Annotated in this window: 25 protein-coding genes; 14 read left to right on the forward strand and 11 right to left on the reverse strand. The window is 70.8% G+C overall.

Annotated elements, in window-relative coordinates; genetic code table 11:
• Positions 1-20 precede the first annotated feature (20 nt).
• The gene (ligD, locus tag OHA61_RS05535) at positions 21-1,034 is read right to left on the reverse strand and encodes a non-homologous end-joining DNA ligase (protein WP_406301991.1); all 1,014 of its coding nucleotides are present in this window, start codon (positions 1,032-1,034) and stop codon (positions 21-23) included.
• Positions 1,035-1,086: 52 nt separating this feature from the next.
• Between ligD and OHA61_RS05540 the strand changes: the two genes are divergently transcribed.
• Positions 1,087-2,151 (forward strand): ATP-dependent DNA ligase, encoded by a 1,065-nt coding sequence (locus tag OHA61_RS05540; protein WP_324983864.1) that lies wholly within the window; start codon positions 1,087-1,089, stop codon positions 2,149-2,151.
• A gap of 9 nt (positions 2,152-2,160) precedes the next feature.
• On the opposite strand, the gene OHA61_RS05545 is transcribed toward OHA61_RS05540, so the two are convergent.
• Positions 2,161-2,574, reverse strand: a complete 414-nt coding sequence (locus OHA61_RS05545) for an AMP-binding protein (protein WP_406301994.1) — start codon at positions 2,572-2,574, stop codon at positions 2,161-2,163.
• A 150-nt stretch (positions 2,575-2,724) separates the two neighbouring features.
• Here OHA61_RS05545 and OHA61_RS05550 point away from each other — a divergent pair, with 150 nt between their 5' ends.
• A complete protein-coding gene (locus tag OHA61_RS05550; protein ID WP_361904561.1) occupies positions 2,725-2,982 on the forward strand; it encodes a hypothetical protein in 258 nt (85 codons plus the stop codon).
• Between the two features lie 102 nt (positions 2,983-3,084).
• Here OHA61_RS05550 and OHA61_RS05555 read toward each other — a convergent pair whose 3' ends face one another.
• The gene (locus tag OHA61_RS05555) at positions 3,085-4,047 is read right to left on the reverse strand and encodes a GlxA family transcriptional regulator (protein ID WP_406301996.1); all 963 of its coding nucleotides are present in this window, start codon (positions 4,045-4,047) and stop codon (positions 3,085-3,087) included.
• Positions 4,048-4,249: 202 nt separating this feature from the next.
• Here OHA61_RS05555 and OHA61_RS05560 point away from each other — a divergent pair, with 202 nt between their 5' ends.
• Positions 4,250-4,912 (forward strand): DJ-1/PfpI family protein, encoded by a 663-nt coding sequence (locus tag OHA61_RS05560; protein WP_406301999.1) that lies wholly within the window; start codon positions 4,250-4,252, stop codon positions 4,910-4,912.
• The gene (locus OHA61_RS05565) at positions 4,909-5,355 is read left to right on the forward strand and encodes a hypothetical protein (RefSeq protein ID WP_406302000.1); all 447 of its coding nucleotides are present in this window, start codon (positions 4,909-4,911) and stop codon (positions 5,353-5,355) included. The genes OHA61_RS05560 and OHA61_RS05565 overlap by 4 nt, the downstream gene beginning before the upstream one ends.
• 30 nt (positions 5,356-5,385) lie before the next feature.
• Here OHA61_RS05565 and OHA61_RS05570 read toward each other — a convergent pair whose 3' ends face one another.
• A complete protein-coding gene (locus tag OHA61_RS05570) occupies positions 5,386-5,820 on the reverse strand; it encodes a YchJ family protein (RefSeq protein WP_406302002.1) in 435 nt (144 codons plus the stop codon).
• A gap of 113 nt (positions 5,821-5,933) precedes the next feature.
• On the opposite strand from OHA61_RS05570, the gene OHA61_RS05575 reads away from it, so the two are divergent.
• From OHA61_RS05575 to OHA61_RS05595, 5 genes are all read left to right on the forward strand, one after another.
• Positions 5,934-7,718: an FAD-dependent oxidoreductase gene (locus OHA61_RS05575; RefSeq protein WP_406302004.1), complete on the forward strand. Its 1,785-nt coding sequence runs from the start codon at positions 5,934-5,936 to the stop codon at positions 7,716-7,718.
• Positions 7,719-7,871: 153 nt separating this feature from the next.
• On the forward strand, positions 7,872-8,924 hold the full coding sequence (locus OHA61_RS05580; RefSeq protein WP_406302006.1) for an NAD-dependent epimerase/dehydratase family protein: 1,053 nt from the start codon (positions 7,872-7,874) through the stop codon (positions 8,922-8,924).
• On the forward strand, positions 8,924-9,613 hold the full coding sequence (locus OHA61_RS05585) for a glycosyltransferase family 2 protein (RefSeq protein WP_406302008.1): 690 nt from the start codon (positions 8,924-8,926) through the stop codon (positions 9,611-9,613). The genes OHA61_RS05580 and OHA61_RS05585 overlap by 1 nt, the downstream gene beginning before the upstream one ends.
• A complete protein-coding gene (locus OHA61_RS05590; protein WP_406302009.1) occupies positions 9,610-10,308 on the forward strand; it encodes a DUF2064 domain-containing protein in 699 nt (232 codons plus the stop codon). The genes OHA61_RS05585 and OHA61_RS05590 overlap by 4 nt, the downstream gene beginning before the upstream one ends.
• Positions 10,305-11,003, forward strand: coding sequence for a class I SAM-dependent methyltransferase (locus tag OHA61_RS05595; protein WP_406302011.1), 699 nt, complete (start codon positions 10,305-10,307; stop codon positions 11,001-11,003). The genes OHA61_RS05590 and OHA61_RS05595 overlap by 4 nt, the downstream gene beginning before the upstream one ends.
• Here OHA61_RS05595 and OHA61_RS05600 read toward each other — a convergent pair.
• The 3 genes from OHA61_RS05600 to OHA61_RS05610 all read right to left on the reverse strand — a co-directional run bounded on the left by OHA61_RS05600 (position 10,978) and on the right by OHA61_RS05610 (position 13,160).
• Positions 10,978-11,511: a hypothetical protein gene (locus OHA61_RS05600; protein ID WP_406302013.1), complete on the reverse strand. Its 534-nt coding sequence runs from the start codon at positions 11,509-11,511 to the stop codon at positions 10,978-10,980. The genes OHA61_RS05595 and OHA61_RS05600 overlap by 26 nt on opposite strands.
• Positions 11,512-11,610: 99 nt before the next feature.
• Positions 11,611-12,000: a hypothetical protein gene (locus OHA61_RS05605; RefSeq protein ID WP_406302014.1), complete on the reverse strand. Its 390-nt coding sequence runs from the start codon at positions 11,998-12,000 to the stop codon at positions 11,611-11,613.
• Positions 12,000-13,160 (reverse strand): molybdopterin-dependent oxidoreductase, encoded by a 1,161-nt coding sequence (locus OHA61_RS05610; protein ID WP_406302016.1) that lies wholly within the window; start codon positions 13,158-13,160, stop codon positions 12,000-12,002. Before OHA61_RS05610 ends, OHA61_RS05605 begins: the two co-directional genes overlap by 1 nt.
• Positions 13,161-13,274: 114 nt before the next feature.
• On the opposite strand from OHA61_RS05610, the gene OHA61_RS05615 reads away from it, so the two are divergent.
• Complete coding sequence (locus OHA61_RS05615; RefSeq protein WP_406302018.1) at positions 13,275-14,687, forward strand: glycosyltransferase family 87 protein; 1,413 nt, start codon at positions 13,275-13,277, stop codon at positions 14,685-14,687.
• A 115-nt stretch (positions 14,688-14,802) separates the two neighbouring features.
• Complete coding sequence (locus OHA61_RS05620; protein WP_406302019.1) at positions 14,803-16,707, forward strand: M64 family metallopeptidase; 1,905 nt, start codon at positions 14,803-14,805, stop codon at positions 16,705-16,707.
• 28 nt (positions 16,708-16,735) lie between these two features.
• Here the strand turns inward: OHA61_RS05620 and OHA61_RS05625 are convergent, their stop codons facing one another.
• Positions 16,736-16,975 carry a DUF397 domain-containing protein gene (locus OHA61_RS05625; RefSeq protein ID WP_406302021.1) on the reverse strand — a complete coding sequence of 80 codons (240 nt, stop codon included), beginning with the start codon at positions 16,973-16,975 and terminating at the stop codon, positions 16,736-16,738.
• The gene (locus OHA61_RS05630; RefSeq protein WP_361904599.1) at positions 16,975-17,835 is read right to left on the reverse strand and encodes a helix-turn-helix transcriptional regulator; all 861 of its coding nucleotides are present in this window, start codon (positions 17,833-17,835) and stop codon (positions 16,975-16,977) included. The genes OHA61_RS05625 and OHA61_RS05630 overlap by 1 nt, the downstream gene beginning before the upstream one ends.
• A gap of 124 nt (positions 17,836-17,959) precedes the next feature.
• Here OHA61_RS05630 and OHA61_RS05635 point away from each other — a divergent pair, with 124 nt between their 5' ends.
• The 3 genes from OHA61_RS05635 to OHA61_RS05645 all read left to right on the forward strand — a co-directional run bounded on the left by OHA61_RS05635 (position 17,960) and on the right by OHA61_RS05645 (position 19,292).
• Positions 17,960-18,478, forward strand: a complete 519-nt coding sequence (locus OHA61_RS05635; RefSeq protein WP_406302023.1) for an ATP-binding protein — start codon at positions 17,960-17,962, stop codon at positions 18,476-18,478.
• Complete coding sequence (locus tag OHA61_RS05640) at positions 18,472-18,927, forward strand: hypothetical protein (protein ID WP_406302025.1); 456 nt, start codon at positions 18,472-18,474, stop codon at positions 18,925-18,927. The genes OHA61_RS05635 and OHA61_RS05640 overlap by 7 nt, the downstream gene beginning before the upstream one ends.
• A 71-nt stretch (positions 18,928-18,998) precedes the next feature.
• Entirely contained in the window at positions 18,999-19,292 is a 294-nt protein-coding gene (locus tag OHA61_RS05645; RefSeq protein ID WP_266483327.1) for a hypothetical protein, read from the forward strand.
• Positions 19,293-19,301: 9 nt separating this feature from the next.
• On the opposite strand, the gene OHA61_RS05650 is transcribed toward OHA61_RS05645, so the two are convergent.
• Both OHA61_RS05650 and OHA61_RS05655 read right to left on the reverse strand, forming a co-directional pair.
• On the reverse strand, positions 19,302-21,437 hold the full coding sequence (locus OHA61_RS05650; RefSeq protein WP_406302027.1) for an NACHT domain-containing protein: 2,136 nt from the start codon (positions 21,435-21,437) through the stop codon (positions 19,302-19,304).
• Positions 21,434-21,718 (reverse strand): hypothetical protein, encoded by a 285-nt coding sequence (locus tag OHA61_RS05655; RefSeq protein WP_406302028.1) that lies wholly within the window; start codon positions 21,716-21,718, stop codon positions 21,434-21,436. Before OHA61_RS05655 ends, OHA61_RS05650 begins: the two co-directional genes overlap by 4 nt.
• Positions 21,719-21,770 lie beyond the last annotated feature (52 nt).

Consider the following 21,770-nt stretch of genomic DNA (forward strand, 5'->3'; position numbering starts at 1 on the left):
AGGGGCCCGGCGCGGCGCGCTCAGGCGTCGTCGTGCCGGGCCCTGCTGGGCTGTACGCGCTTGGGCTCGCCCGGCATCTTCGGATACTCCGGCGGGTAGGGCAGATCGCCGAGGCCGTGCTCCGCCTCGTCCTTGCGGGCCACCTCCAGCAGGCTCTCCAGGCTGAACCGGTGGTCGTCCATGTCCGCGTGCACATCGCCGACCTCGGCGTACCGCGCGGGCATCGTCCTGATGTCGAAGTCCTGCGGCACGGCGTCGTCGATCTCCTCCCAGCGCAGCGGCGCGGAGACCGGGGCGTGGGGGCGCGGGCGTACGGAGTAGGCGGAGGCGATGGTGCGGTCCCGGGCGGTCTGGTTGTAGTCGACGAAGATCCGCTCGCCGCGCTCCTCCTTCCACCACTTGATGGTCACCCGGTCCGGCATCCGGCGCTCCAACTGCCTGCCGACGGCGATCGCGGCCCGCCGTACCTGGGTGAAGGTCCACTGCGGCTCGATCGGTACGAAGACATGGATGCCGCGTCCGCCCGACGTCTTGGGCCAGCCGCGCAGTCCTGCCTCGTCCAGTACGGCGCGCAGTTCGTGGGCCGCGCGCACGGCGTCCGTGTAGTCGGTGCCGGGCTGCGGGTCGAGGTCGATCCGCAGTTCGTCGGGGTGGTCGGTGTCCTCGCGGCGTACGGGCCAGGGGTGGAAGGTGACCGCCCCGAGATTGGCCGCCCACAGCACGGCGGCGGGTTCCGTCGGGCACATCTCGTCCGCGGACCGGCCGCTGGGGAAGGTGATGTGGGCGGTCGGGATCCAGTCGGGCAGGTACTTGGGGGCGCGTTTCTGGAAGAACGACTCGCCGGTCACCCCGTCGGGGTAGCGCTCCAGGGTGGTCGGCCGATTGCGCAGGGCGCGGGTGATGCCGTCGCCGACGGCAAGGTAATAGCGGACCATGTCCAGCTTGGTGTAGCCGGGCTCGGGGAAGTAGACCTTGTCGGGATTGGACACGCGTACGGTCCGCTCCCCCACCTCCAGCTCGATTGCTCCGGCCATGCCCGCCAGCGTAGGCCGTGCCGAGATTCCCCGCATACCGGACAATCGCCGTATGGATCTGCCTGTGATGCCGCCCCTGAAGCCGATGCTGGCCAAGTCGGTCAAGAAGATCCCGCCGGGCATGCAGTACGAGGCCAAATGGGACGGCTTCCGGGCGATCGTCCACCGGGACGGCGACGAGGTGGTCATCGGCTCCAGGACCGGCAAACCGCTCACCCGCTACTTCCCCGAGCTGGTCGCCGAACTGCTGGCCAACCTTCCCGGCCGCTGTGTCGTCGACGGCGAGATCGTCATCGCCCACGAGGGGCGCCTCGACTTCGACAAGCTCACCGAGCGCATCCACCCGGCCGATTCCCGGGTGCGAATGCTCGCCGAGCAGACGCCCGCGAGCTTCGTCGCCTTCGATCTGCTCGCGCTCGGTGACGAAGCCCTGCTGGACGCCCCGCTCTCGGTCCGCCGCACCACCCTGGCCGCCGCGCTGAGCGATGCCGTACCGCCCGTGCATCTGGCGCCCGCCACCACCGACGTCGCGCTGGCGCAGGAGTGGTTCGAGCGGTACGAGGGCGCGGGGCTCGACGGGATCGTCGCCAAGCCTCTGGATCTGCCCTACCGGCCCGACGCCCGGCTGATGTTCAAGATCAAGCACGAGCGGACGGCGGATGTCGTCGTGGCCGGCTACCGCTTCCACAAGAGCGGACCGATCGTCGGCTCGCTGCTCCTCGGCCTTCATGACGCATCGGGCGCGCTGCAGCACGTCGGCGTCTGCGCGGCGTTCTCCATGAAGGTGCGCGAGGAGCTGATCGAGGAGCTGGAGCCGCTGCGGATGGATCCGCCCGAGGGCCATCCGTGGGCGGCGTGGGCGGAGGAGAGCGCCCATGAGAGCGCCCGGCTCCCCGGCGCGCAGAGCCGCTGGACGGGCAAGAAGGATCTGTCGTGGGTGGCGCTGCGGCCCGAGCGGGTCGTCGAGGTCGCGTACGACCACATGGAGGGCGACCGGTTCCGGCACACCGCGCAGTTCCGCCGCTGGCGGCCGGACCGCGAGCCCGCCGACTGCACGTACGCGCAGTTGGAGGAGCCGGTGCGCTACGACCTGTCCGAGGTGTTCTCGGCGCCCTGAGGCAGTCGTTCACTCGGCGTGCGTGCAGCCCGTCGCGACCGCCTCGGCGCGCTCCGGGCTCTCGGCGATCAGGTGACGTGTACCACTGCCCCGTACGATCCATTCGCCCCGATCCGGCGACGGGCCGGCGTCGTTGGGCACGCTCCGGCCGCCCGCCGCCCGGACCGCGAAGTCCGGCCCGGCCCACTCGTACCTGGTCCGGGGCATGATCGCGATTCGGCCACCGGGCTCGATGCCCGCAATGATCAACGCCTTGGCCACAGGGGTCACTTGGGCCGCGAAGGCGCCGGCCCGTGACGGGCCGCTCGTCGCCCTTGCGTGGCGCGACGAGCGAGTGGGGTGCCTGGCCGGCGTTCGCGTAAGGTGTCGGCGGCGCTGCCGGAGGCGGCCGGCCGTTCGAGTCGCGCGCTTCTGGCACCACACCGTTGTCCCTGACGATGCAGTCGGCGGGTGATCCGAAACGGTTGCCGCACAGAGACATCCCTGACGACGAACGCGGAAGCCCGTCCGGTACGTATGAAGGGGTGGGCGCCGGCCTCCGGCGCCCGATGGAGAAGAAGAGAAGGACTACACGTGACCGCGTCGCCCCTCGTACCCGTACCGATCCCCGATCGCGTCGCCGCGCTGATCGGGTCCTGCATGCCGATCGACATCCTGCAGGCGGAGGTCGACGCCGAGTGCGCAGTACGCGAGGTCAACCGGTTCCGCATACCCCTGTGCAGCGAGGACCAGGCGGACCGCGAGCACGCGCTGTCCACACTGGCTCAGGCCAACAAGATCCTTGCCGCGTACAACCCGCGGCTGATCATCAAGCCGTCACGCGGCTTCTGAACTCACCGGGGTCGTGGTGAGCGTGGGCCAGGGGGCGTTGGTGGTTGCTGTTCGTGGGTGGCCCCGCGGGCGAACCGCGGCAGCCTGACCCGGCACCCCGCCCTACGCCCCGGCCGGCGCCGGGTTCCGGTTGAACGCGCGGCGGTAGGCCTGCGGGCTCGTCCCGACCTGGCGCTTGAAGCGGTCGCGGAAGGCCGTCGGTGAGCCGAAGCCGACCTGCGTCGCGATCCGGTCCACCGAGTGTGCCGTCGTCTCCAGCAGAAACTGGGCCTGGCGGATACGCGCGCGGTGCAGCCACTGCAGCGGCGTGGTCGCCGTCTGCTCACGGAAGCGACGGTTGAGGGTGCGGGTGCTCATGCCCGCCTGCGCGGCGATCTCGCCGAGGGTCAGTTCGCGGCGGGCGTTCTCCTCCATCCAGCGCAGCAGGGGCTCCAGCGTCATGCCGTCGGGGCTCGGCGGCTGCTCGTGGACGATGAACTGCGCCTGGCCGCCCTCGCGTTCGAGCGGCATCACCGACAGGCGGGCCGCGTCCGCCGCCACCGCCGAGCCGTGGTCCGTGCGGATCATGTGCAGACACAGATCGAGTCCGGCGGCGGCGCCCGCCGAGGTCAGGAACTGACCGTTGTCGACATAGAGCACATCGGGGTCCACGTCGACCTCGGGATGCATGGCCGCGAGCGCTGCCGCGCCGAGCCAGTGGGTGGTCGCCCGCAGTCCGTCCAGCAGGCCGGTGGCCGCGAGCACGAAGGCACCCACGCAGACAGAGGCGATACGGGTACCACGGGCGGCCGCCGCGCGCAGGGCGTCCAGTACCTCCGGCGGGACCGGCAGGGTCGGGTCGGCACAACCGGGCAGGATGATCGTGTCGGCCTCGGCGAGGGCGTCGAGACCCCAGGGCGCGCGCAGCGTGAACGCCCCCGCGTCGACCTCTTGTGACGGGGAACAGACACGGACCCGGTAGGCGGCCCGGCCGTCGGGCAGCCGGGTGCGGCCGAAGACCTCCAGCGGGGTGGACAGATCGAAAGCGAGGACGCCGTCGAGTGCGAGGATGGCCACGGTGTGCATGGCCATAACGTATGCCCTGCCCGGTTTCCAGCCAAGAGCCGTCAGGCTGCACTTATCTGTCATCAGACGCTGTCGGAAGCCCTGGCGAGAATCCGTTGAAAGGTGGCATTCACGCCACTGTCCTGGGTCGGCAGCGCTCCATAGCGTCGGTCCGGCGGCCCGCAGGGGGCTGCCCCCCTCCCCAGACAAGGACTGGTGCCGGATGCTTGCCCAGATCGTCCTGTTCGACGGCTTCGACCCGTTGGACGTCATCGCTCCGCACGAGGTGCTCACCGCAGGCGGCATGGTCGCCGGGGGTGCGCTCACCGTCGAGCTCGTCTCCGCCGAGGGCGCGCGTGAGGTGCCCAGCGGCCTGGGCCTGCTGTCGCTGCGCGCCGTCGGTGTGCTGGACCCCGGGCGCGCGGACCTGGTCGTGGTGCCGGGCGCCGCGGGCCGTATCTCGGACGACGGGGGCGAGGACACCATTGCGGCGATCCTCGGCCGGAGCCTGAACACTCCCCTGCCCGGCCTGCTCAAGGCCGCAGTCGAGCGGCCCGAGCTGGTCATGAGCACGGTGTGCGGCGGCTCCATGGTGCTCGCCATGGCGGGACTGATCGCCGACCGCCGTGCCACCACCCATCACCTGGGTCTGGACGCGCTGGCCGGCGCCGGGGTCCACGCGATCGAGGTGCGAGTCGTCGACGACGGCGATCTGGTGACCGGCGCGGGCGTGACCTCGGGCCTGGATCTCGCGCTCTATCTGCTGGAGCGTGAGCTCGGTCCGCGGATCGCGCACGAGGTCGAGAGGCTCTTCTCCCACGAGCGTCGCGGCACGGTCTGGAGCGCCCGCGGCACCGTCCCCGTATCCGAAGGCCTGCCGGCGTGACCAAGTTCCTGCTCATCGTCCATGTCCTGGCCGCGATCATCGCGATCGGTCCGGTGACCGTCGCCGCGAGTGCCTTCCCCGCCGCCGTCCGCCGTGCGGTGGCCGAGCCCGGGAGCGAGCAAGCTCTCGGGGCCGTACGCAATCTCCACCGCATCTGCCGGGTGTACGCGCTCGTCGGCGTCGTCGTGCCGGTCTTCGGTCTCGCGACCGCCAACAGCCTGCATGTACTCGGTGACACCTGGCTGATCGTCTCGATCGTGCTCACCGCGCTGGCCGCCGCGGTCCTCGGGCTGCTGGTGCTGCCGGGGCAGAGCGCGGTCCTGGAGGATCTCGGAGCAGGCGCCTCGGCCCGGCTCGCCATGGCGACCGGGGTGTTCAACCTGCTGTGGGCGACGGTGACGGTGCTGATGATCGTCCGCCCAGGATCCACCACAGGGGCCTGATCGGCCGGGCCCGCCCGGACCACTCCCGGCTCAGTCCAGGAATTCGCCGTCCACGTACACCCAGGCGCCGCCGTGCCGCTGGAAGCGGCTGCGCTCATGCAGCGCGCCGCGCTTCCCGTGGTGCCGGAAGCGGGCGCGGAAGGTGACCGTGCCGGACGAATGGAACGGGCTGCCGTCCTCGGTGTCCAGGATCTCCAGGCGCGTCCACTGCATCGCGGGGTCGATCTCGAAGTGCCGTGGCCGGGTCGAGGGATGCCATGTACGCCGCAGATACGTCTCGTTCCCGGCGACGAAGGCGCTGTAGCGGGAGCGCATCAGCAGCTCGGCGGTGGGTGCGGTGGCCTCGCCCGCGTGGAAGCGCCCGCAGCACTCGCCATAGGTGGCGGGCAGCCCGCAGGGGCAGGGCGAGGTGTCGGTGAGGGCCGGGGCCGAATCACGACCGGGGCGGGAGCTGCGTCGGGACATGACTCCATTTTCCGCCATTGAACGAATGGGCCGACGCGCGGCTTCCGGGTCATGGGGGATCTCCGTATGCTCCTGCGCCGGACGGACAGTTACCGTCGGTAAGGGGGATGGGGATGGATCGGGCGGGCAGCACACGACGCACCTTCATGGCGGGGGCGGCCGCGGTCGGCGGCACGGCCGCACTGGCCGCGGCGGGCACAGCCACGGCGGCCGCACAGACGAACGCGGACGGCACCGCGGCCGCGCCCTCGGTCGCCGTGCTCGGCGGCGGCGTCGCCGGGCTCACCGCCGCGCACGAGCTGGCCGAACGCGGATTCCGGGTCACCGTCTTCGAACGCAGGGCGCTCGGCGGCAAGGCCCGCAGCATGGACGTCCCGAACAGCGCGAAAGGCGCCCGCCGTCCGCTGCCCGCCGAGCACGGCTTCCGCTTCATCCCCGGCATTTACCACAATCTGCCCGACACAATGCGGCGCATCCCCTTCCCCGGAAACACCAACGGCGTCTGGGACAACCTGGTCGCGCCGCCCGAGATGTCGTTCGCCCGCACCGGGCGTGAGGACTTACGGATCCCGCTGCCCTGGCCGGGACACAAGCCGGCCCAGCTGACCCTCGACGAGATCCGCCGCGCACTGACCGCCGCGCTGGACACGCTCAGGGGCATCCCCGCCCACGAGACGGCGTACTTCGTCAACCGCGGCCTGGTCTTCCTCACCAGCTGCGACGAGCGGCGGGACCAGACCTGGGAGCGCACGCCCTGGTGGGAGTTCATCCGGGCCGAGCGGATGAGTTACGACTACCAGCGCATCCTGGCCATCGGGCTGACCCGGAACATCGTGGCGACCAAGGCCGAGGAGGCCAGCACCCGTACCGTCGCCACGCTCCTCGAGGCCTTCGTCTTCAACGCGCTGGGCCGGGGCGCGGACGGCCCCCTCGACCGGATCCTCAACGCCCCCACCAATGAGGCGTGGATCGACCCCTGGGCGGACCATCTGACAGGGCTGGGCGTGGACTTCCGGATCGGCTGGACGGTACGGGAGGTGAAGTACGGCGGCGGGCGGGTCATGGCAGCGGTGATCGAGGACCCGCAGGGGGTACGCCAGTCGGTCACCGCGGACCACTACGTCTCGGCGATGCCGGTCGAGCACGCACGCCGGACCTGGGGAGCCGAACTGCGCGCGGCCGACCCGCAGCTGGCCCGGTGCGACAAGCTGGAGACGGACTGGATGACCGGCATCCAGTTCTATCTGACCGAGAAGGCCTCGCTGCTGCACGGCCACCTCAACTGCATCGACTCCCCCTGGTCCCTGACGGCCATTCAGCAGGCAGGTCACTGGCCCTCCCGCGACTTCCCCGCCGACTACGGCGACGGCGTCGCGGTCGACTGTCTGTCGGTGGACATCTCCGAATGGGACAGAACCGGCATCCTGTACGGGAAGACCGCCAAGCAGTGCACTCGTACCGAGGTCGCGAGGGAGGTATGGGCCCAGCTCAAGGCCGCCGTCAATGACACGGGCCGCACGGTGCTCAAGGACAGCGCCCTGCACTCGTGGTTCCTCGACCCGGGCGTGGACGGCCTCGGGACCCCCAACCCGACCAATCAGGACGAGCTCCTGATCCACCCCGTCGGCACCTTCCACAACCGCCCGAAGGCCGCCACCGCGATCCCGAACTTCTTCCTGGCCGGGGACTATGTCGCCGTCGACATCGACCTGGCGACGATGGAGGGGGCCAACGCCTCGGCCCGCGCGGCGGTCAACGCCCTGCTGGACAGGACCGGTTCGGCGGCCTCCCGCTGCACGGTGAAGCCGCTCTTCCGCGCTCCGGAGATCGAACTGCTGAAGCGTCACGACCGCACCCGCTACCGGCTGGGGCTGCGCAACGCCTTCGACCTGGGGTGAGGGCCACGCCGCTGCGGGGCGGGCAGCGTAGCGGCTGGCCGCTGCGGACGTCGGGATGAGCTCCCCCGGGCGGCGTAGTCAAGTCCTTACGGACCTGTGACGGCACGGCGCGCAAAGGCGATCAGTGCGCTTGTCGGCCGTAGCGTCGCCAGTATGCGTGTACTTGTCACAGGAGGCGCGGGCTTCATCGGCTCGCAGGTCGTCGCGGCTCTCGCCGCCCGCGGCCATGACCCGGTCGTGCTCGACGCCCTGCTCCCGGCGGCCCATCCCGTACCCCCGCCGCTGCCCGACGGCGAGTGGATGCTCGGGGACGTGCGGGACCGGGAGCTGCTGGCGCGGGCGCTGCGCGGTGTTGACTCCGTCTGCCACCAGGCGGCGATGGTCGGCCTCGGCAAGGACTTCGCGGACGCACCGGAGTACGTCGGCTGCAACGACCTCGGCACGGCCGTGCTCCTTGCGGCGATGGCCGAGGCCGGTGTGCCCGAACTGGTGCTGGCCGGCTCGATGGTGGTCTACGGCGAGGGCCGCTACGACTGCCCGCGCCACGGCCGGGTCCGCCCGGGCCCGCGGGCCACGGGCGATCTCGAGGCCGGACGCTTCGAGCCCCTGTGCCCCGAGTGCGGCGCCGAGCTGACGTCGGGCCTGGTGGAAGAGGACGCGCCGACGGACCCGCGCAATGTGTACGCGACGACCAAGCTTGCCCAGGAGCATCTGGCCGCGGCCTGGGCCAGGGCGACGGGCGGTCGCGCAGTCGCCCTGCGCTACCACAATGTGTACGGGCCCGGGATGCCGCGCGACACCCCGTACGCGGGCGTTGCCTCCTTCTTCCGGTCCGCTCTCGAACGGGGCGAGGCGCCGCAGGTCTTCGAGGACGGGCGGCAGCGGCGGGATTTCGTCCATGTACGGGACGTCGCCGAGGCGAACGCGATCGCCCTGGAGGCCCTGCGCGGCCGGGAGCCGGGTGTGCTCACCGCGTACAACACCGGCAGCGGGACCCCGCACACGGTCGGCGAGATGGCGGGCGCGCTCGCGTCCGCCCACGGCGGTCCCGCACCGGTGGTCACCGGGGAGTTCCGGCTCGGCGACGTACGCCACATCACCGCGGACTCACGGCGGTTGCGGGCCGAACTGGGCTGGAAACCGCGGATCGGCTTCGCGCAGGGGATGACGGAGTTCGCGGCGAGCAGGCTGCGGGGTACGGCGTGATGACGGTCGATGTGATCCTTCCCTGCCTCGACGAGGCGGAGGCGCTGCCGTGGGTACTGAGCCGGATTCCGGCCGGATGGCGCGCGATCGTCGTCGACAACGGCTCGACGGACGGCTCCGGCCGGATCGCCCGCGACCTCGGCGCGACCGTCGTGCACGAGGGAAGGCGCGGGTTCGGGGCCGCGTGCCATGCCGGGCTGCTGGCGGCGGAGGCGGAGTACGTGTGCTTCTGCGACTGCGACGCCTCGCTGGACCCGGGGCTGCTGGTCGATTTCGTACGCCAAGTCGCCGACAGCGAGAGCGACTTGGTACTGGGGCGGCGTCGGCCGCAGGGGCCCGGGGCCTGGCCGCCGCACGCCCGGGCCGGGAATCTGGCGCTGGCGCGGATGCTGCGCCGACGCTCCGGTCTGCGACTGCACGACCTGGGCCCGCTGCGGGCGGCGCGCCGCGAGAAGCTGCTGGCCCTCGACCTGACGGACCGCCGCAGCGGCTACCCGCTCCAGATGGTGGTCCGCGCGGCGGACGCGGGCTGGCGGGTGACGGAGGTGGACGTCCCGTATCTGCCGAGATCGGGAAGGTCGAAGGTGACGGGCACATGGCGGGGCACCTGGCAGGCGGTCCAGGACATGCGGGCGGTCCTGGCGGAGCGGCCCGCGGGCCGGGTCGGCGTCATGGGTGGTGTGCGATGAGCGGGGAACGCGCCGAGGGACTGCCGGGGCCGGTGGCCGCGCTCCACACGTCCCCCGCCCGGCAGGATCGGCCCGGCACGCTGCTCGTCATCGCCAAGGCCCCCGTGCCCGGGCGGGTCAAGACCCGGCTCTGCCCCGCGTACTCCCCCGAGGAGGCGGCCCGGCTCGCCGAGGCCGCGCTCGCCGACACCCTGGATGTCGTGCTGGCCACTCCCGCACGCCGCCGGGTTCTGGTGCTCGACGGTGCGCCCGGCGACTGGCTGCCGGACGGTTTCGAGGTCGTGCCGCAGTGTCCGGGCGGGCTCGACGAACGGCTGGCGCATGCCTTCGGGCTCTGCGAGGGGCCCGCGCTGCTCGTCGGCATGGACACACCACAGATCACCGTCGAACTCCTCAGCACCGGACTGGAGTTGAGCGAGGGCGAGGCGACATTGGGTCCCGCCGACGACGGCGGATTCTGGGCGCTGGGCCTGGCCGAGCCGGATCCCTCGCTGCTGCGGGGCGTACCGATGTCCGTGCCCGAGACCGGGGCGATACAGCGGCACCGGCTCCTGCGCGCCGGTCTCGCGGTGCGTCACCTGCCCGTGCTGCGGGACGTGGACACCGCCGACGATGCCCGTCTGGTCGCGGCCCAGGCACCGCACGGCCGGTTCGCCGCGGCGATGGCCGCGCTCGCCGGGACCGGGGCACGATGACGGCGCCCGCCTGGCAGGCCGATCCGTACACCGACGCGCTGCGCACAGGACGCGGACCGCTGTTTCTGCGCCGCCCCGACGGCTGGCTGCTGCCCCTGGAGGTCGAGCGCTGGTGCGCCGATCCGGACGACGCCGATCAGACCGTGCTGGAGCGCTGCCGGGGTGCGGTGCTCGACATCGGCTGCGGGCCCGGCCGTCTGGTCGCGGCGCTGGCCGCACGGGGGCAGCCGACGCTCGGCATCGACGTCAGCCCCGAGGCGGTGGCCCGCACGCTTCGGCTCGGCGGAAGTGCGCTGCACCGTTCGGTCTTCGATCCGCTTCCCCTTGAAGGGAGTTGGAGCACCGCTCTGCTCATGGACGGCAATATCGGCATCGGCGGAGACCCCTGGGTGCTGCTCGCCCGGGTGGCGGCTCTGGTCGCCCATGACGGCGTGCTGCTGGCCGAGACCGCGCCGCACGATGTCGACGAGCGCGTGCAGGTGCGGGTCTATGACGGCAGTGCGCAGGGCTCGGCGTTCCCCTGGGCCCGGGTGGGCACGCCGGCGCTGCTCGACTACGCGGAATCGGCGGGCTGGGCGGCGGACCAGGCGGAGCTCTGGACGGTGGCCGGGCGCGCGTTCGTGGCGCTGCGCCGCGCACCGGGCGTGCTCCAGAACTCCCCCGAGAGCCTCAGACGCCGGAGCGGACTGATGTGAGACGGGGCGTCGTGAAGACCGGCGGCTGGCCCGCCGGGACCGGCTGTTCCGGCTGGTCCACGGCGCCCTGCCACAGCAGCACTCGGTTCCGTCGCTCCCAGCGGGCCGCGCGTTCGGCCCGCATCAGCGGGTCCACCGCCCAGACGAGGTTGAACGTCACGACCAGCGGTTCGTAGACGGCCAGTGCCGTGCCCACCGGGAGCCAGAGGGCAAGCCTCATTCCGTAGGTCCTCATCAGCCACAACCGGACCTGCGCCGGGGCGGACAGCGCCCTGGCCGGGTCCGCGATCGGGACCGCGGCCCGGAACAACGGCAGGTCGCCTTCCTTCAGCAGACCGCTCGTGGAGACGACCGCCCACAAGACGCCCCAGGCCACAATCGCGGCGATGAACCACCAACCGGGCAGCCTGACGGGGCCGTTCACCGCGACGCCGACCGTCGCGGCGATCAGCCCCGAGACCCCTATCACCAGGGCGTACGCCAACTGTTTGTGTACGAACCTGACCATGACCGCGTCCCCCTTGTACGCCACGGACGGGCACTCGGTGTCACTATGCCCAGGCGGACACGGTCACCGACCGTCCGGGCCGATGCGTTCGCCAAGAGTTCAACGCCGCGGCACCCGGCGCCTGATCCACCGCGCCGCAAGCAGCACCCCCGTAAGCACCGCGACCGCCGCGAGCGCCAGCAGCCAGTTGCGTACGTAGTCCAGCGGCAGCACGGTCGGGTTCTTCGGTGTTCCCGGCCGCAGCAGGACCGGCAGGGCGACCGCCGTCAGGCAGCCCGCCACGATCAGCGCGCCCCGGACCGTTCCGCGCGCCGGGACCGCCGCGAGGAGCAGGCCCACGCCGAGGACCAGCGGGGCGACGATCCCGTCGTGCACGACGATCGCACCGGCCAGCCACAGCGCAACCTCCTTCAGTTGTCCGCCCGTCAGCAGCAGTACCGCGCCGACGGTCATCAGGGCGAGGCCCAGCGCACCTGTCACGATCCGCATCAGATGACCTCCATCCGGGCGACCCACTTGGTCTGCAGCACACCGGGCCGGTTCGGGGCGATGATGCGCGCCGGGAAGCCGTGGTCGAGCGAGAGCACCTGGCCGTTGAGGCGCAGGGCGAGCAGGCTGAGCGGATCGTCGGCGTAGTCGGCGCCCATCTCCATCACGCGGTAGGTGCCGCGCCGCTCCATCGACACGACCCGTACCGCAGTGCCGGGCCGGGCTCCGGCGCGCTCCAGCAGAGCCCGTACGCGGACGCCCGTCCACTGGGCCGACTTGCTCCAGCCCTCCACACAGGCGATCGGAAGGGTGACGGTCGTCTGGGGCAGCGCCCTGAGTTCGTCGAGGGTGAGTTCGTAACTGCGCTTGCCGACCACGGTCAGCCGCCAGTCGGCAACGGTCAGCGCCGTCACCCCCGCGGTGGATGCCAGGCGGTTGACGGGCAGCCCCTGAGGGCCGTGGTCGGGATGTCTCGGCGCGAGCAGGTCGAAGCGCCCCAGAGGAGTGAAGGACTGACCGACGGTCGTGAGCGTGACCGCGCCGACCGCCGCCGCGATGCCGGTCAGCAGGGAGCGCCGGTCGGGCCCCTCCGCCGCCGGGAGTTCGAGCGTGCCCGGCGAGCGGATGGTCCAGTGCGCCCTGATCTCCGGGTACTTGACGGCGATGTGCAGGATCAGCGCGCCGAACAGCAGCCATGCCACGGCGAAGTGCACGGGGACGAAGGAGAACGGCCACGGGTACCACTGGACGGTGTTGAGCAGTCCGGTGAAGAGCTGGAAGACGGCCGCGCCGACCAGGACCGCCACCGAGAGACGCTCCAGTGCATGGCGCACCGACTTCAGCGCGGGCCACACGAACAGCCGGGGATACACGGTCCACAGCTTGGCGAACAGCAGCGGGATCGCCGCGATGCCGCTCGCCACATGCAGCCCCTGCGTCACCCGGTAGCCCCAGGACGGACGGCTCGGCAGCACGTTCACGAGATAGTCCGGCGGGTGCTGGAGGTAGTGGCTGATCACGCCGGTCACGAAGCACACGGCGATCGCCAGGCCCAGCCAGCGGCCGATCGAGGTCGCCGTGCGGGCATCGTGCAGCTTACCCGAGAAGGACGGCAAGGGGGGCGCGGACAGTCTGGGCAGTCGGGGCGGCTTGATCTTCATGTCGTCCATGAGACCCCCGCCAGAGCCCGTGTGGGGCGGCGTGACACCTTACGGAATGCGGACATCAGGAGGTGGCCCGGCGTCCGGACCCCTTCCCGGTGCCAGGCTGAGCCTGTGATCAACCCGCGTACGCTCACCGCCGGCGTTCTCCTGGCGGCCCTGACGGCCGCACTCGCGCTGACCGTCCGCAAGGACGGCTACTTCACCGACTCCGTCGGTCTTTCCTGGTGGTACGCCGCCTGCTGGGCGCTGTTCGCCGCGGCGGTCTTCGCGGTACGCAAGGCGCCGGTGCGCCAGGCCGTGGTCCTGGTGATGGCGGGCGGTGTCGCCGTCGCCGCGACCGGGCTGCTGGCTCCCCCGCGCACCAGTACGGACTCGTACCGCTACGCCTGGGACGGCAGGGTGCAGGCGGCCGGCATCTCGCCGTACGACCACGCCCCGGCCGATCCCGCGCTGGGCGGCCTGCGAGACGACTGGCTGTTCCCGAGCGGGGCCGCGTGCGCCGGGCCCGATCTGGTACGCATCGCGGGGCCCCAGGGCGAGGTGCACTGCACGCGGATCAACCGGCCGCAGGTGCACACCATCTACCCGCCGGTGGCGGAGGGGTACTTCCTGCTCGTCGACTCCCTCGCGCCGGACGGTTCACGGCACAAGGCACTGCAGGCCGGCGGTATGGCACTGTCGCTGGGCACAACGGCGGCGCTGCTGCTCGTCCTGCGCAGGCGCGGCGATCCCCGCAGTGCGGCGTACTGGGCGTGGTGCCCGATCGTGCCCATCGAAGCGGTGAACAACGCGCACGCCGACGTGCTCGGGGCGCTGCTGACCGTGGTGGGCCTGGGAGTACTGCTGCGGCGCCGCATCGCCGGCGGGGCACTGCTCGGTGCGGCGATCGCGACCAAGCTGCTGCCTGCCGTGGTCCTGCCGGGCGCCCTGTCCGGGGTGCGGCGTGTGCGGGACGTTGCGGCGATCCTGCTGCCCGCGGCCGCCGTGGTCGCGCTCACGTATCTGCCGTACGTCCTGGCATCCAACAGCTCGGTGCTCGGCTATCTCAGCGGCTATACGAAGGAGGAGGGCTACGACGATCCCTCGGCCCGCAACCGCTACGCCCTGCTGCGGCTGGTACTGCCGGACGACTGGGCGCTGCCCGCCGTCATCGTGGCGATGCTGGCGGTCACCGCCCATGTCCTGCTGCGCGGCGATCCCGAACGCCCGTGGAGCGGCGCCCTGCTGGTCACCGGATCGGCCTTCCTGCTGCTGACTCCCGGCTACTCCTGGTACGCGCTGCTGCTGGCCGCACTGGTGGCGCTGGACGGACGGTGGGAGTGGCTCGCGGTCGCGGTCGCGGGCGCGGCCAAGTACGTCACCGTGAGGTCGGACGCCGACCCGCAGAGCATGGGGACCTGGGTGTACGCGGTCGCAGCCGGCGTGGTGCTCACCGGCTGCGTAATGCGCCGTCGTGAGCCGCGACGCCCGGTGCCGCGCGGTGACCACGACCGGCAGGTCGGCAGTCTCGCCACGGGCTCCTGAGGTACTGGGCCACGTCGAGGAGCAGCCGCGGATCAGGGAAGTCAGTACGGCATGAGCCTCGTCGCCAACTCTGCTGTCTTTACGGCCCGTTGGGCACCCCCTACGCTCCGGCCCCATGACCTCACCCGGTACCCGTTTACGAAGAGCGGCCGCGCTCGCCACCGCGGGCGTGCTGCTCGCCGGAGGACTGCTGGCCGCCACGCCATCGGCGGCGGCCGACAGTCCCGTCACCGAAGCCGCCACGGTGGTACCCGTACAGACCACCGGCCCCGCGGACAAGCGCTTCAACATCATCGTTCTCGGCGACGGCTACACCGCCGCCGAGCTCCCCAAGTTCCGCGCCGACGTCGACAAGCACCTCAATGTGCTCTGGTCCACCGAGCCCTTCGCCTCGTACCGCTCCTACGTCAACGTCTGGGCCGTGGAGGTCCCTTCGGCCGAGTCCGGCGTGGACTGCGACCCGGGTCTGGACTCGCCGCGCCGCAACACCGCGCTGGGCATGGGCTTCTGGGGCGGCTGCAACCCCGGCAGCGTGCAGCGTCTGCTGACCGTCGACAGTCGCTCGGCGTCCGCTCTCGCCGATCTCGTCCCGGGGTCGGCGAGCGCCAACCGGCAGATCGTGGCGCTCGCCAACAGCGAGACCTACGGCGGCGCGGGCGGCACCTTCGCCACCGCGTCCGGCGGCAACGCGCTCTCCTCGCTGATCACCCCGCACGAGATCGGCCACTCGCTGGGCGGTCTCCAGGACGAGTACGACTACTACGCGCGCGGCGTACCCGGAGCGGCGTACGAAGGCGGTGAGCCGTCGTCCGCCCACCACACGCTGCTCACCGAGGAGCAGATGAAGCAGCAGCGGGCCAAGTGGTGGCGCTGGCTCGGCGAGAAGAGCGAATCGGGCGGGGTCATCGGCCGGTTCGAGGGCGGGATGTACAGCACCAAGGGCGTCTGGCGGCCCAGCAAACACTCGATCATGAAGACCCTCGGGTACGCCTTCGACCAGGTCGTGCGCGAGGTGATGACCCAGAAGATCTCCGCCAAGGTCGGTCTGGTCCAGGACCACACCCCGAACAGCGCCGCGATCGGCGACGACCGGACGGTGTGGGTGGACACCCTGCATCCGGTGGGCGGTGAGCTCGATGTCGTGTGGCGGCTGGACGGCCGTCCGCTGCGTGCGGTCGGCGATGCCCGGACGGTTGATCTGCGCGGGCTCCAACTCCCGCGCGGCACCCACTCCTTGACGGCCACCGTCAGCGACCCGACGCCCTTCGTACGGGACCCGGCCATCCGCGCGTCCGCCGCGCTGACCCGCACGGTCTCCTGGAGTGTGGACACGGAGGTCACGACCCCGCGGGAGCCGGTCGCGGCCGCCTTCACCGGTCACACCGACACCGCGGCCCCGGTGGGCTCGGCCTCGGTCGTGTACGCGGACACCACGCACCCCGCCGACCGGACCCACTCCGTGCGCTGGACGCTCGACGGGCGGCCGGTGGCCAATGGGGGCAACGACCGCGATCTCGATCTGGGCGCGCTGCGACTGCCCGACGGCACCCACAGCCTCACGGCGCGTATCGCCGGAACGCAGACCGCCCTGACATGGACGGTCGACGCGGCACCCGCGGCGGGGGCGTACACACTCTCCAAGCCGCTGCGCACCGTGCACCGGCCGGGTATGCCCGTGGAGTACGTCTACGACGGCCCGTTCACGATGAAGCTGACGGCCCGCGACGACCGGGAAGGCTCCGTGGTCTCGCAGTTCCGGGTCGACGGCGACGGCTGGCAGACCTACTACGGCTGGCCCACGGACGCGGACGCGCCGTACCGCTTCACTCCGGGCGGCACGGTCATCGACGGTCTCGTCTACGGCAAGCTCGGCCGTACGCGCGCGGTGCCGTGGGACGACGCCACACCTGACTACGGGACCCACACGATCGAGTACCGGACGATCGACGCGGCAGGCAATCTCTCACCGCCGAAGGCGTTCCTCGCGACGCTGCTCCCGCCGGGGGCCGCGAAGGGCTGAGCCGGCACCCGGGCCGACGGCCGAGCCGTCAGGTGAGCAGGAAGTCCGCCTTCCCGGACTTGGCCCCCTGGATGAACGCCTCCATTTCGTTGGAGGTGTAGATGAGGGCGGGGCCGTCCGGGTCGGCGGACTGTCGCACCGCGACCCGGCCGTCGGCCAGCTTCATCGTCTCGAAGCAGTTGCCGCCGTTGCCGCCGCTCCACGGCTTGTGCCAGCCCTCTTCGCCCAGTTCGGCCGCCGGCATCCCGTTGTATATGTCGTGATTCATTACAACTCCTTGCGGAGATCCTTGAGAATCTCCTTCGTGCGTTGCGCAGTCGCGGCCTGAGCCGCCATGCGGTCCAGAACCTCCAGATGCGAGGCGACCTCGGGGCGGGCGTCCAGATAGACGGCGCCGGTGAGGTACTCGCTGTAGACCATGTCCGGGAGCTCGGGGACGGCGAACCGGAAGAGGACGAACGGCCCGTAGGTGCCGGGGTGATGTCCGGTCGCGAACTCCGCGATCTGCAGGGTGATATGGGGCAGCCGGGCCCATTCGAGCAGCTTGTCGATCTGCGCTCGCATGACGCCGGGGCCACCGACGGGCCGGCGGAAGACCGTCTCGTCCATGATCACCCAGAACTTGGGTGCGTCGGGTCGGGTGAGCAGAGCCTGGCGTTCCATCCGCAGCGCCACATGGCGCTCGATGTCGGCCGGGTCGGTCTGCCCGACGGCTCCGCCGGTCATGATCGCCCGGGCGTAGTCCTCCGTCTGCAGCAGACCGGGCACGAAGTGTGGCTCGTAGGTCCGGATGAGGGCGGCGGCACCCTCCAGACTCACATACATGCTGAACCAGCCGGGCAGAACATCGTGAAAGCGCTGCCACCAGCCGGGCTTGTTGGCCTCCTCGGCGAGTTCGATGAAACCCCGGGCCTCGTCGTCAGTGATCCCGTAGGCGTTCAGCAGCAGCTGGACATAGGGGATTTTCAGCGCGACCTCGGCGGTTTCCATCCGGCGGATGGTGCCTGCGGCCACGCGAAGGACCTTTGCCGCTTCCTCGCGCCTGAGTCCGGCCCGCTCGCGCAGATCCTGCAAGCGCTTGCCGAGAACGACCTGGCCCACCGTGGGGGCGGACCGCGGTTCACTCACTTCGAGACCTCCCCACGTGCTGTTGCGTGCAGTGTGCCACGCTCCCGCAAGGATGAATATGCCCACTCTGAATATTTCAAAGTGGGCCTTGCCAAGCTGACCATTGCAGCGGGAGAGTGGTCGGGTGAACCGTGACGCGCTCACCGCCCCGCTCGTGGACCAGTGCTCGGGGGCCGACCACCACCGGTACGGCTTCGAGCTTCCGGCTCGCGTCGAATTCGTCGCGAGAGCGCGAAGACTCGCGCGCGAGCGCCTGCACTTCTGGGGCATAGGCGGGGACGTTCACGACACGGCGATGCTCGTCGTGTCCGAACTGGTCACCAACGCGGTCGTGCACACCGACGGCGATCTGGTGGCCTGCGAACTTCTCAACGACGCCGAGCGCCTGCGTATCACCGTGCAGGACCAGGGGTCGTCCCCCGCCGGCCCGCATGTGTGCCACACCCTCGAAGAAGAACGCGGGCGCGGCCTTCTGCTGGTCGAGGCCGTCAGCAGCGCCTGGGGGGCGTACGACTCGCAGCACGGCCCCGGCCGCCTCGTGTGGGCGGAGTTGCCGCACGCCCGCACATCCCGGGAAGGCGGCATTCCGCACGCCCGCACGTCCCGGGAGAGCATTCCGCACGATCCGCAGAGGCCATGCTGAAAAGCCTGGCGACGCTCCTCTTCTTCCGGAGCTTCTCCCGGAGGTTCCCCCGGAGCGCCCGCCGCGGCACCCTCCGCACCGAGACCCCGGTGACCCGGCTCGACCTTCCGCCCACGCTCTCGGCCCATCTGGGCTGTGATGCCGTGGGCTTTCCCGCGCGCCACGGCTTCCGGCTGCTGGGCGGACTGCCGCGCTACGGCTGCGTCTTCGCCGACACCGACTGGTGGTGGTGGATCGTACCGGCCGGCTCGGACCTGGAGCTGACGTGGCCGCTGCCGTCGCACTACGCCCGCGGAGCGTACGTACCGGCGGTGAATCCCCGGCTGATCCGCCGGCCCGACGACACCAGCCCCTACACACCGCCGATCCCGCTCTATCTGATGGCCTGCCAGCTCACCGGAACCGCTCCCCGGTGGACGGCCGGTGTGGGCGGCGCGCGCAGCGCCTGAGCCGACGCAGGGGGCACGGAAGATCGGCCCCGGCAGCCCGAAAGCCCCCGCGACCGCATAGGCTTCGGTGCATGTCAGAAGCCAATTCGAGCCCGGAGCGGCAGGGGCTCACACCACGCCAGGCACGTCATGTACGGATAGCGCTCTCCGCGGTCATCATGATCGCCGTGGGTGTCACGCTCGTGCTGCGGCTCGGCAGCACGCACTCGGTGCTGACCATGGGCTTCTACGGCATCGCGCTGATCCTCTCGGGCAGCGCGCTGGTGCTCAGCCGCCAGGGGCGTACGCGGGTGGCCACCGCGGTGCTGGGGGTCGGGGTCGCGGTGGCTCTCGTGTCGGAGTGGGCCGTGGCGTCGATGCGCTGAGCTTGATCCTTACTGCTCGTAGACCTCGGCCAGTCGATCCCTCAGCCGTGCGTGGCGGAACTGGTAGACCGCGCCGACCTGGCGCAGCACGCCTCGCTGGTAGGCGTCGTCCAGGAAGGCGTTCACCGCCCACGGGAGCCGCCCTGTCAGGGGGAGCCAGACGCGGACCAGGACCACCCACCGGCCCCAAGCGGTCAGCGTGGCGACCCCGAGCCCGACCACGAGCCCGCTCGCGAGCCCGCTCGTGACCCCGAGTGCGAACCCGTTCACGAGCGCGACGACGATCCCGAACCCGAGCCCGAGCGCCAGCCCGACCGCGAGCACTTGGGCGAGCACCGTCGTGCGGTTCGTGTGCAACAGGTCCGACGGGCTGACCGAGGATTTCGTCTCGATGACTGCCTCAAGCCCGGCCACGAGCGCGAGCATGAGCCCGACCGAGAGTCCGAGCGCGAGCCCGGCCACGAGAAAGTTCCCGAACACCAAGGCGATCACGGTCCAGGGGAAATCCAGGAGACCCGCATAGACCGCCACTCCGAGCCCGAACACGACCCCGAAGACCAGCCCGCCCGCGAGTCCGCCCCGAATTCTGGGGAGGAAACTCTCCTTCACTCTCTTCGACCCGCCGCGGATCTGTATGTGCATGCGCGACGGTTCAAATGCGCCGCCGACCTTGAGCTTTGACCCGAATCCGTGCATGAGCCCGAAGGTCAGCCCGATCCCCAGCACGTTCAGAAGCACGGTGACGGATGCCACTCTGGGCTCGGTCGTGAGCCCAAAGACGAGTCCGAGGATGGTCCCTGACACGAGCCCGCTCGTGACCCCCGAGACGAGCATGCGCGAAGAGAGGCTCATGGCGGTTCCCAGTCGCCACCATTCGATGTCGTGTGTGTCGAGTGTCTTCAGGTGTGTGGCGAGGTAGCCGAGCCAGTGGCGGGCGCGTTCGGCGCGCCACGGCCGGCGTTTCGCGGCGGGGCGGTTGCTGAGAAAGCGGTCGTAGGCGGTGGGGATGAAGGTGTCCAGGAGATGGTCTTCAAGGGCTCCTCGGGTGCTGAACTCCTCGATCTCCAGCAGCTTCACCGGATCGCGGCCGGAGGTGTGGACGGTGTGGGCGAGTGTGACCATCAGGGGGGTGGTCAGCACAGCGGCCAGATTGGCGCAGGCGGGTTTGTCGGGGTGACGGCGCAGCTTGTTCAGGACGTACTCCCACCCGGTCAGTGTGGTGGGGTCCGTGCCGTCGCAGGGGGCCGTGTCGGAGTCGGGCGTATTGGTCGCGTGCAGCAGGTAGTTGACGGAGTCGTCGAGGGTGAGGTCGGTCAGTTCGATACCGGCGAAGAGCGCGGTTGTTCCCACGGCGGCTTCGAGTTCGGCGCGGCGACTCGTCATCAGCAGCGGCACGGTGGTGGCCCTCAGGTCCAGCAGCGCGGACTCGTGCAGGCCCTCGGCGATCTCGTCGAACCCGTCCAGGATCGCCAGCACACGGTCGGCACCGACCAGCGCGGCGGCCCATGTCGATCCGTCGGGGCCGGTCCCGGCAAGAAAGGGGTGGTCCCGCTCCAGCCGCTCGATCAGCCAGTCCCGCAGTGGGGTGGTGGTGGGATTCCACGATCCCAGACTGAAGATCACCGGTACTGGTATTTCTCCGGTTGGAGTGCGAGCTTCCAGCCGGGCCCTTGCGAAACGCCTGACCAGGATGGTCTTTCCCGAGCCCGCCCGGCCCAGCACCATCAGTCTGCCGGGCTTTGTCCCCTCGTAGACAGCCGCGATCCTTTCCAGCGGACCGGTCAGGTCCAGCGGGAGAGTGGCCGCCGCCTCGGCCGAGACGTCGAGGATGCTCTTCCGGCGGCCGGTCAGCGTCTCAGGCGCCGGCCGACAACGCACAGGCAGCGGGGCCGGATCCCATAACCGCTGCTGCTCCTCCTCACGCTTCAGGACGTCGCTGACCCTGTCCGCGAGCAGATTGGCCTTCCCTGCCAGCGAGTTCTCGGCAGGGCGCGCTGCAGGAAGGATGAGCACGTTGTTCGCGTTGTCTCCGGTGCTCACGATGCCGTGGTTGTCACCGCCCACGTTCACCGACCGGTCGCCGCCCGACTGGTCAGGCTTGTGCTCGGCGGGGTCCGGCTTCTGCAGACCCGGCCCGCCGTTCACTGGTGCAGGGCGTTCTTCGCACCGTCGCCGGTGGAAATGATCCCGGAGTTGTTTCCGGCAACGGCGACGCTGCGCTCGCCGTCGGCCTGCGCGGCGGGACGCTCCGGCAGCAGCGCCGAGAGCTCATCGGCAGGGCCTGGGGAGTCCCTGAGCGCCTCCCGGTCCGTGCCCGTGTCCGCCGGGCTGGCGGCGGCGGAGCGAACGGGGTCGGCGTCGGCGTCGGCGTTCAGGATCCTGGCCAGCAGCCGCTGCCGGTCGAGCAGCGCATCGATGTCGGGCACAGGCGTTCCCCTTGTCGCGCAAGCGAATTCAGGTTTCATGCTAGCCACGCAG

The organism is Streptomyces sp. NBC_00885 (genome assembly GCF_045207475.1).
Taxonomy (GTDB): Bacteria; Actinomycetota; Actinomycetes; order Streptomycetales; family Streptomycetaceae; genus Streptomyces.

What these genes read in the sequence shown, in the direction of transcription:
- ligD (WP_406301991.1), bottom strand. Translation starts at nt 1,034, where the DNA reads ATGGCCGGAGCAATCGAGCTGGAGGTGGGGGAGCGGACCGTACGCGTG.
- OHA61_RS05540 (WP_324983864.1), top strand. Translation starts at nt 1,087, where the DNA reads ATGGATCTGCCTGTGATGCCGCCCCTGAAGCCGATGCTGGCCAAGTCG.
- OHA61_RS05555 (WP_406301996.1), bottom strand. Translation starts at nt 4,047, where the DNA reads ATGCACACCGTGGCCATCCTCGCACTCGACGGCGTCCTCGCTTTCGAT.
- OHA61_RS05560 (WP_406301999.1), top strand. Translation starts at nt 4,250, where the DNA reads ATGCTTGCCCAGATCGTCCTGTTCGACGGCTTCGACCCGTTGGACGTC.
- OHA61_RS05570 (WP_406302002.1), bottom strand. Translation starts at nt 5,820, where the DNA reads ATGTCCCGACGCAGCTCCCGCCCCGGTCGTGATTCGGCCCCGGCCCTC.
- OHA61_RS05575 (WP_406302004.1), top strand. Translation starts at nt 5,934, where the DNA reads ATGGATCGGGCGGGCAGCACACGACGCACCTTCATGGCGGGGGCGGCC.
- OHA61_RS05580 (WP_406302006.1), top strand. Translation starts at nt 7,872, where the DNA reads ATGCGTGTACTTGTCACAGGAGGCGCGGGCTTCATCGGCTCGCAGGTC.
- OHA61_RS05585 (WP_406302008.1), top strand. Translation starts at nt 8,924, where the DNA reads ATGACGGTCGATGTGATCCTTCCCTGCCTCGACGAGGCGGAGGCGCTG.
- OHA61_RS05590 (WP_406302009.1), top strand. Translation starts at nt 9,610, where the DNA reads ATGAGCGGGGAACGCGCCGAGGGACTGCCGGGGCCGGTGGCCGCGCTC.
- OHA61_RS05595 (WP_406302011.1), top strand. Translation starts at nt 10,305, where the DNA reads ATGACGGCGCCCGCCTGGCAGGCCGATCCGTACACCGACGCGCTGCGC.
- OHA61_RS05600 (WP_406302013.1), bottom strand. Translation starts at nt 11,511, where the DNA reads ATGGTCAGGTTCGTACACAAACAGTTGGCGTACGCCCTGGTGATAGGG.
- OHA61_RS05605 (WP_406302014.1), bottom strand. Translation starts at nt 12,000, where the DNA reads ATGCGGATCGTGACAGGTGCGCTGGGCCTCGCCCTGATGACCGTCGGC.
- OHA61_RS05610 (WP_406302016.1), bottom strand. Translation starts at nt 13,160, where the DNA reads ATGAAGATCAAGCCGCCCCGACTGCCCAGACTGTCCGCGCCCCCCTTG.
- OHA61_RS05620 (WP_406302019.1), top strand. Translation starts at nt 14,803, where the DNA reads ATGACCTCACCCGGTACCCGTTTACGAAGAGCGGCCGCGCTCGCCACC.
- OHA61_RS05625 (WP_406302021.1), bottom strand. Translation starts at nt 16,975, where the DNA reads ATGAATCACGACATATACAACGGGATGCCGGCGGCCGAACTGGGCGAA.
- OHA61_RS05640 (WP_406302025.1), top strand. Translation starts at nt 18,472, where the DNA reads ATGCTGAAAAGCCTGGCGACGCTCCTCTTCTTCCGGAGCTTCTCCCGG.
- OHA61_RS05645 (WP_266483327.1), top strand. Translation starts at nt 18,999, where the DNA reads ATGTCAGAAGCCAATTCGAGCCCGGAGCGGCAGGGGCTCACACCACGC.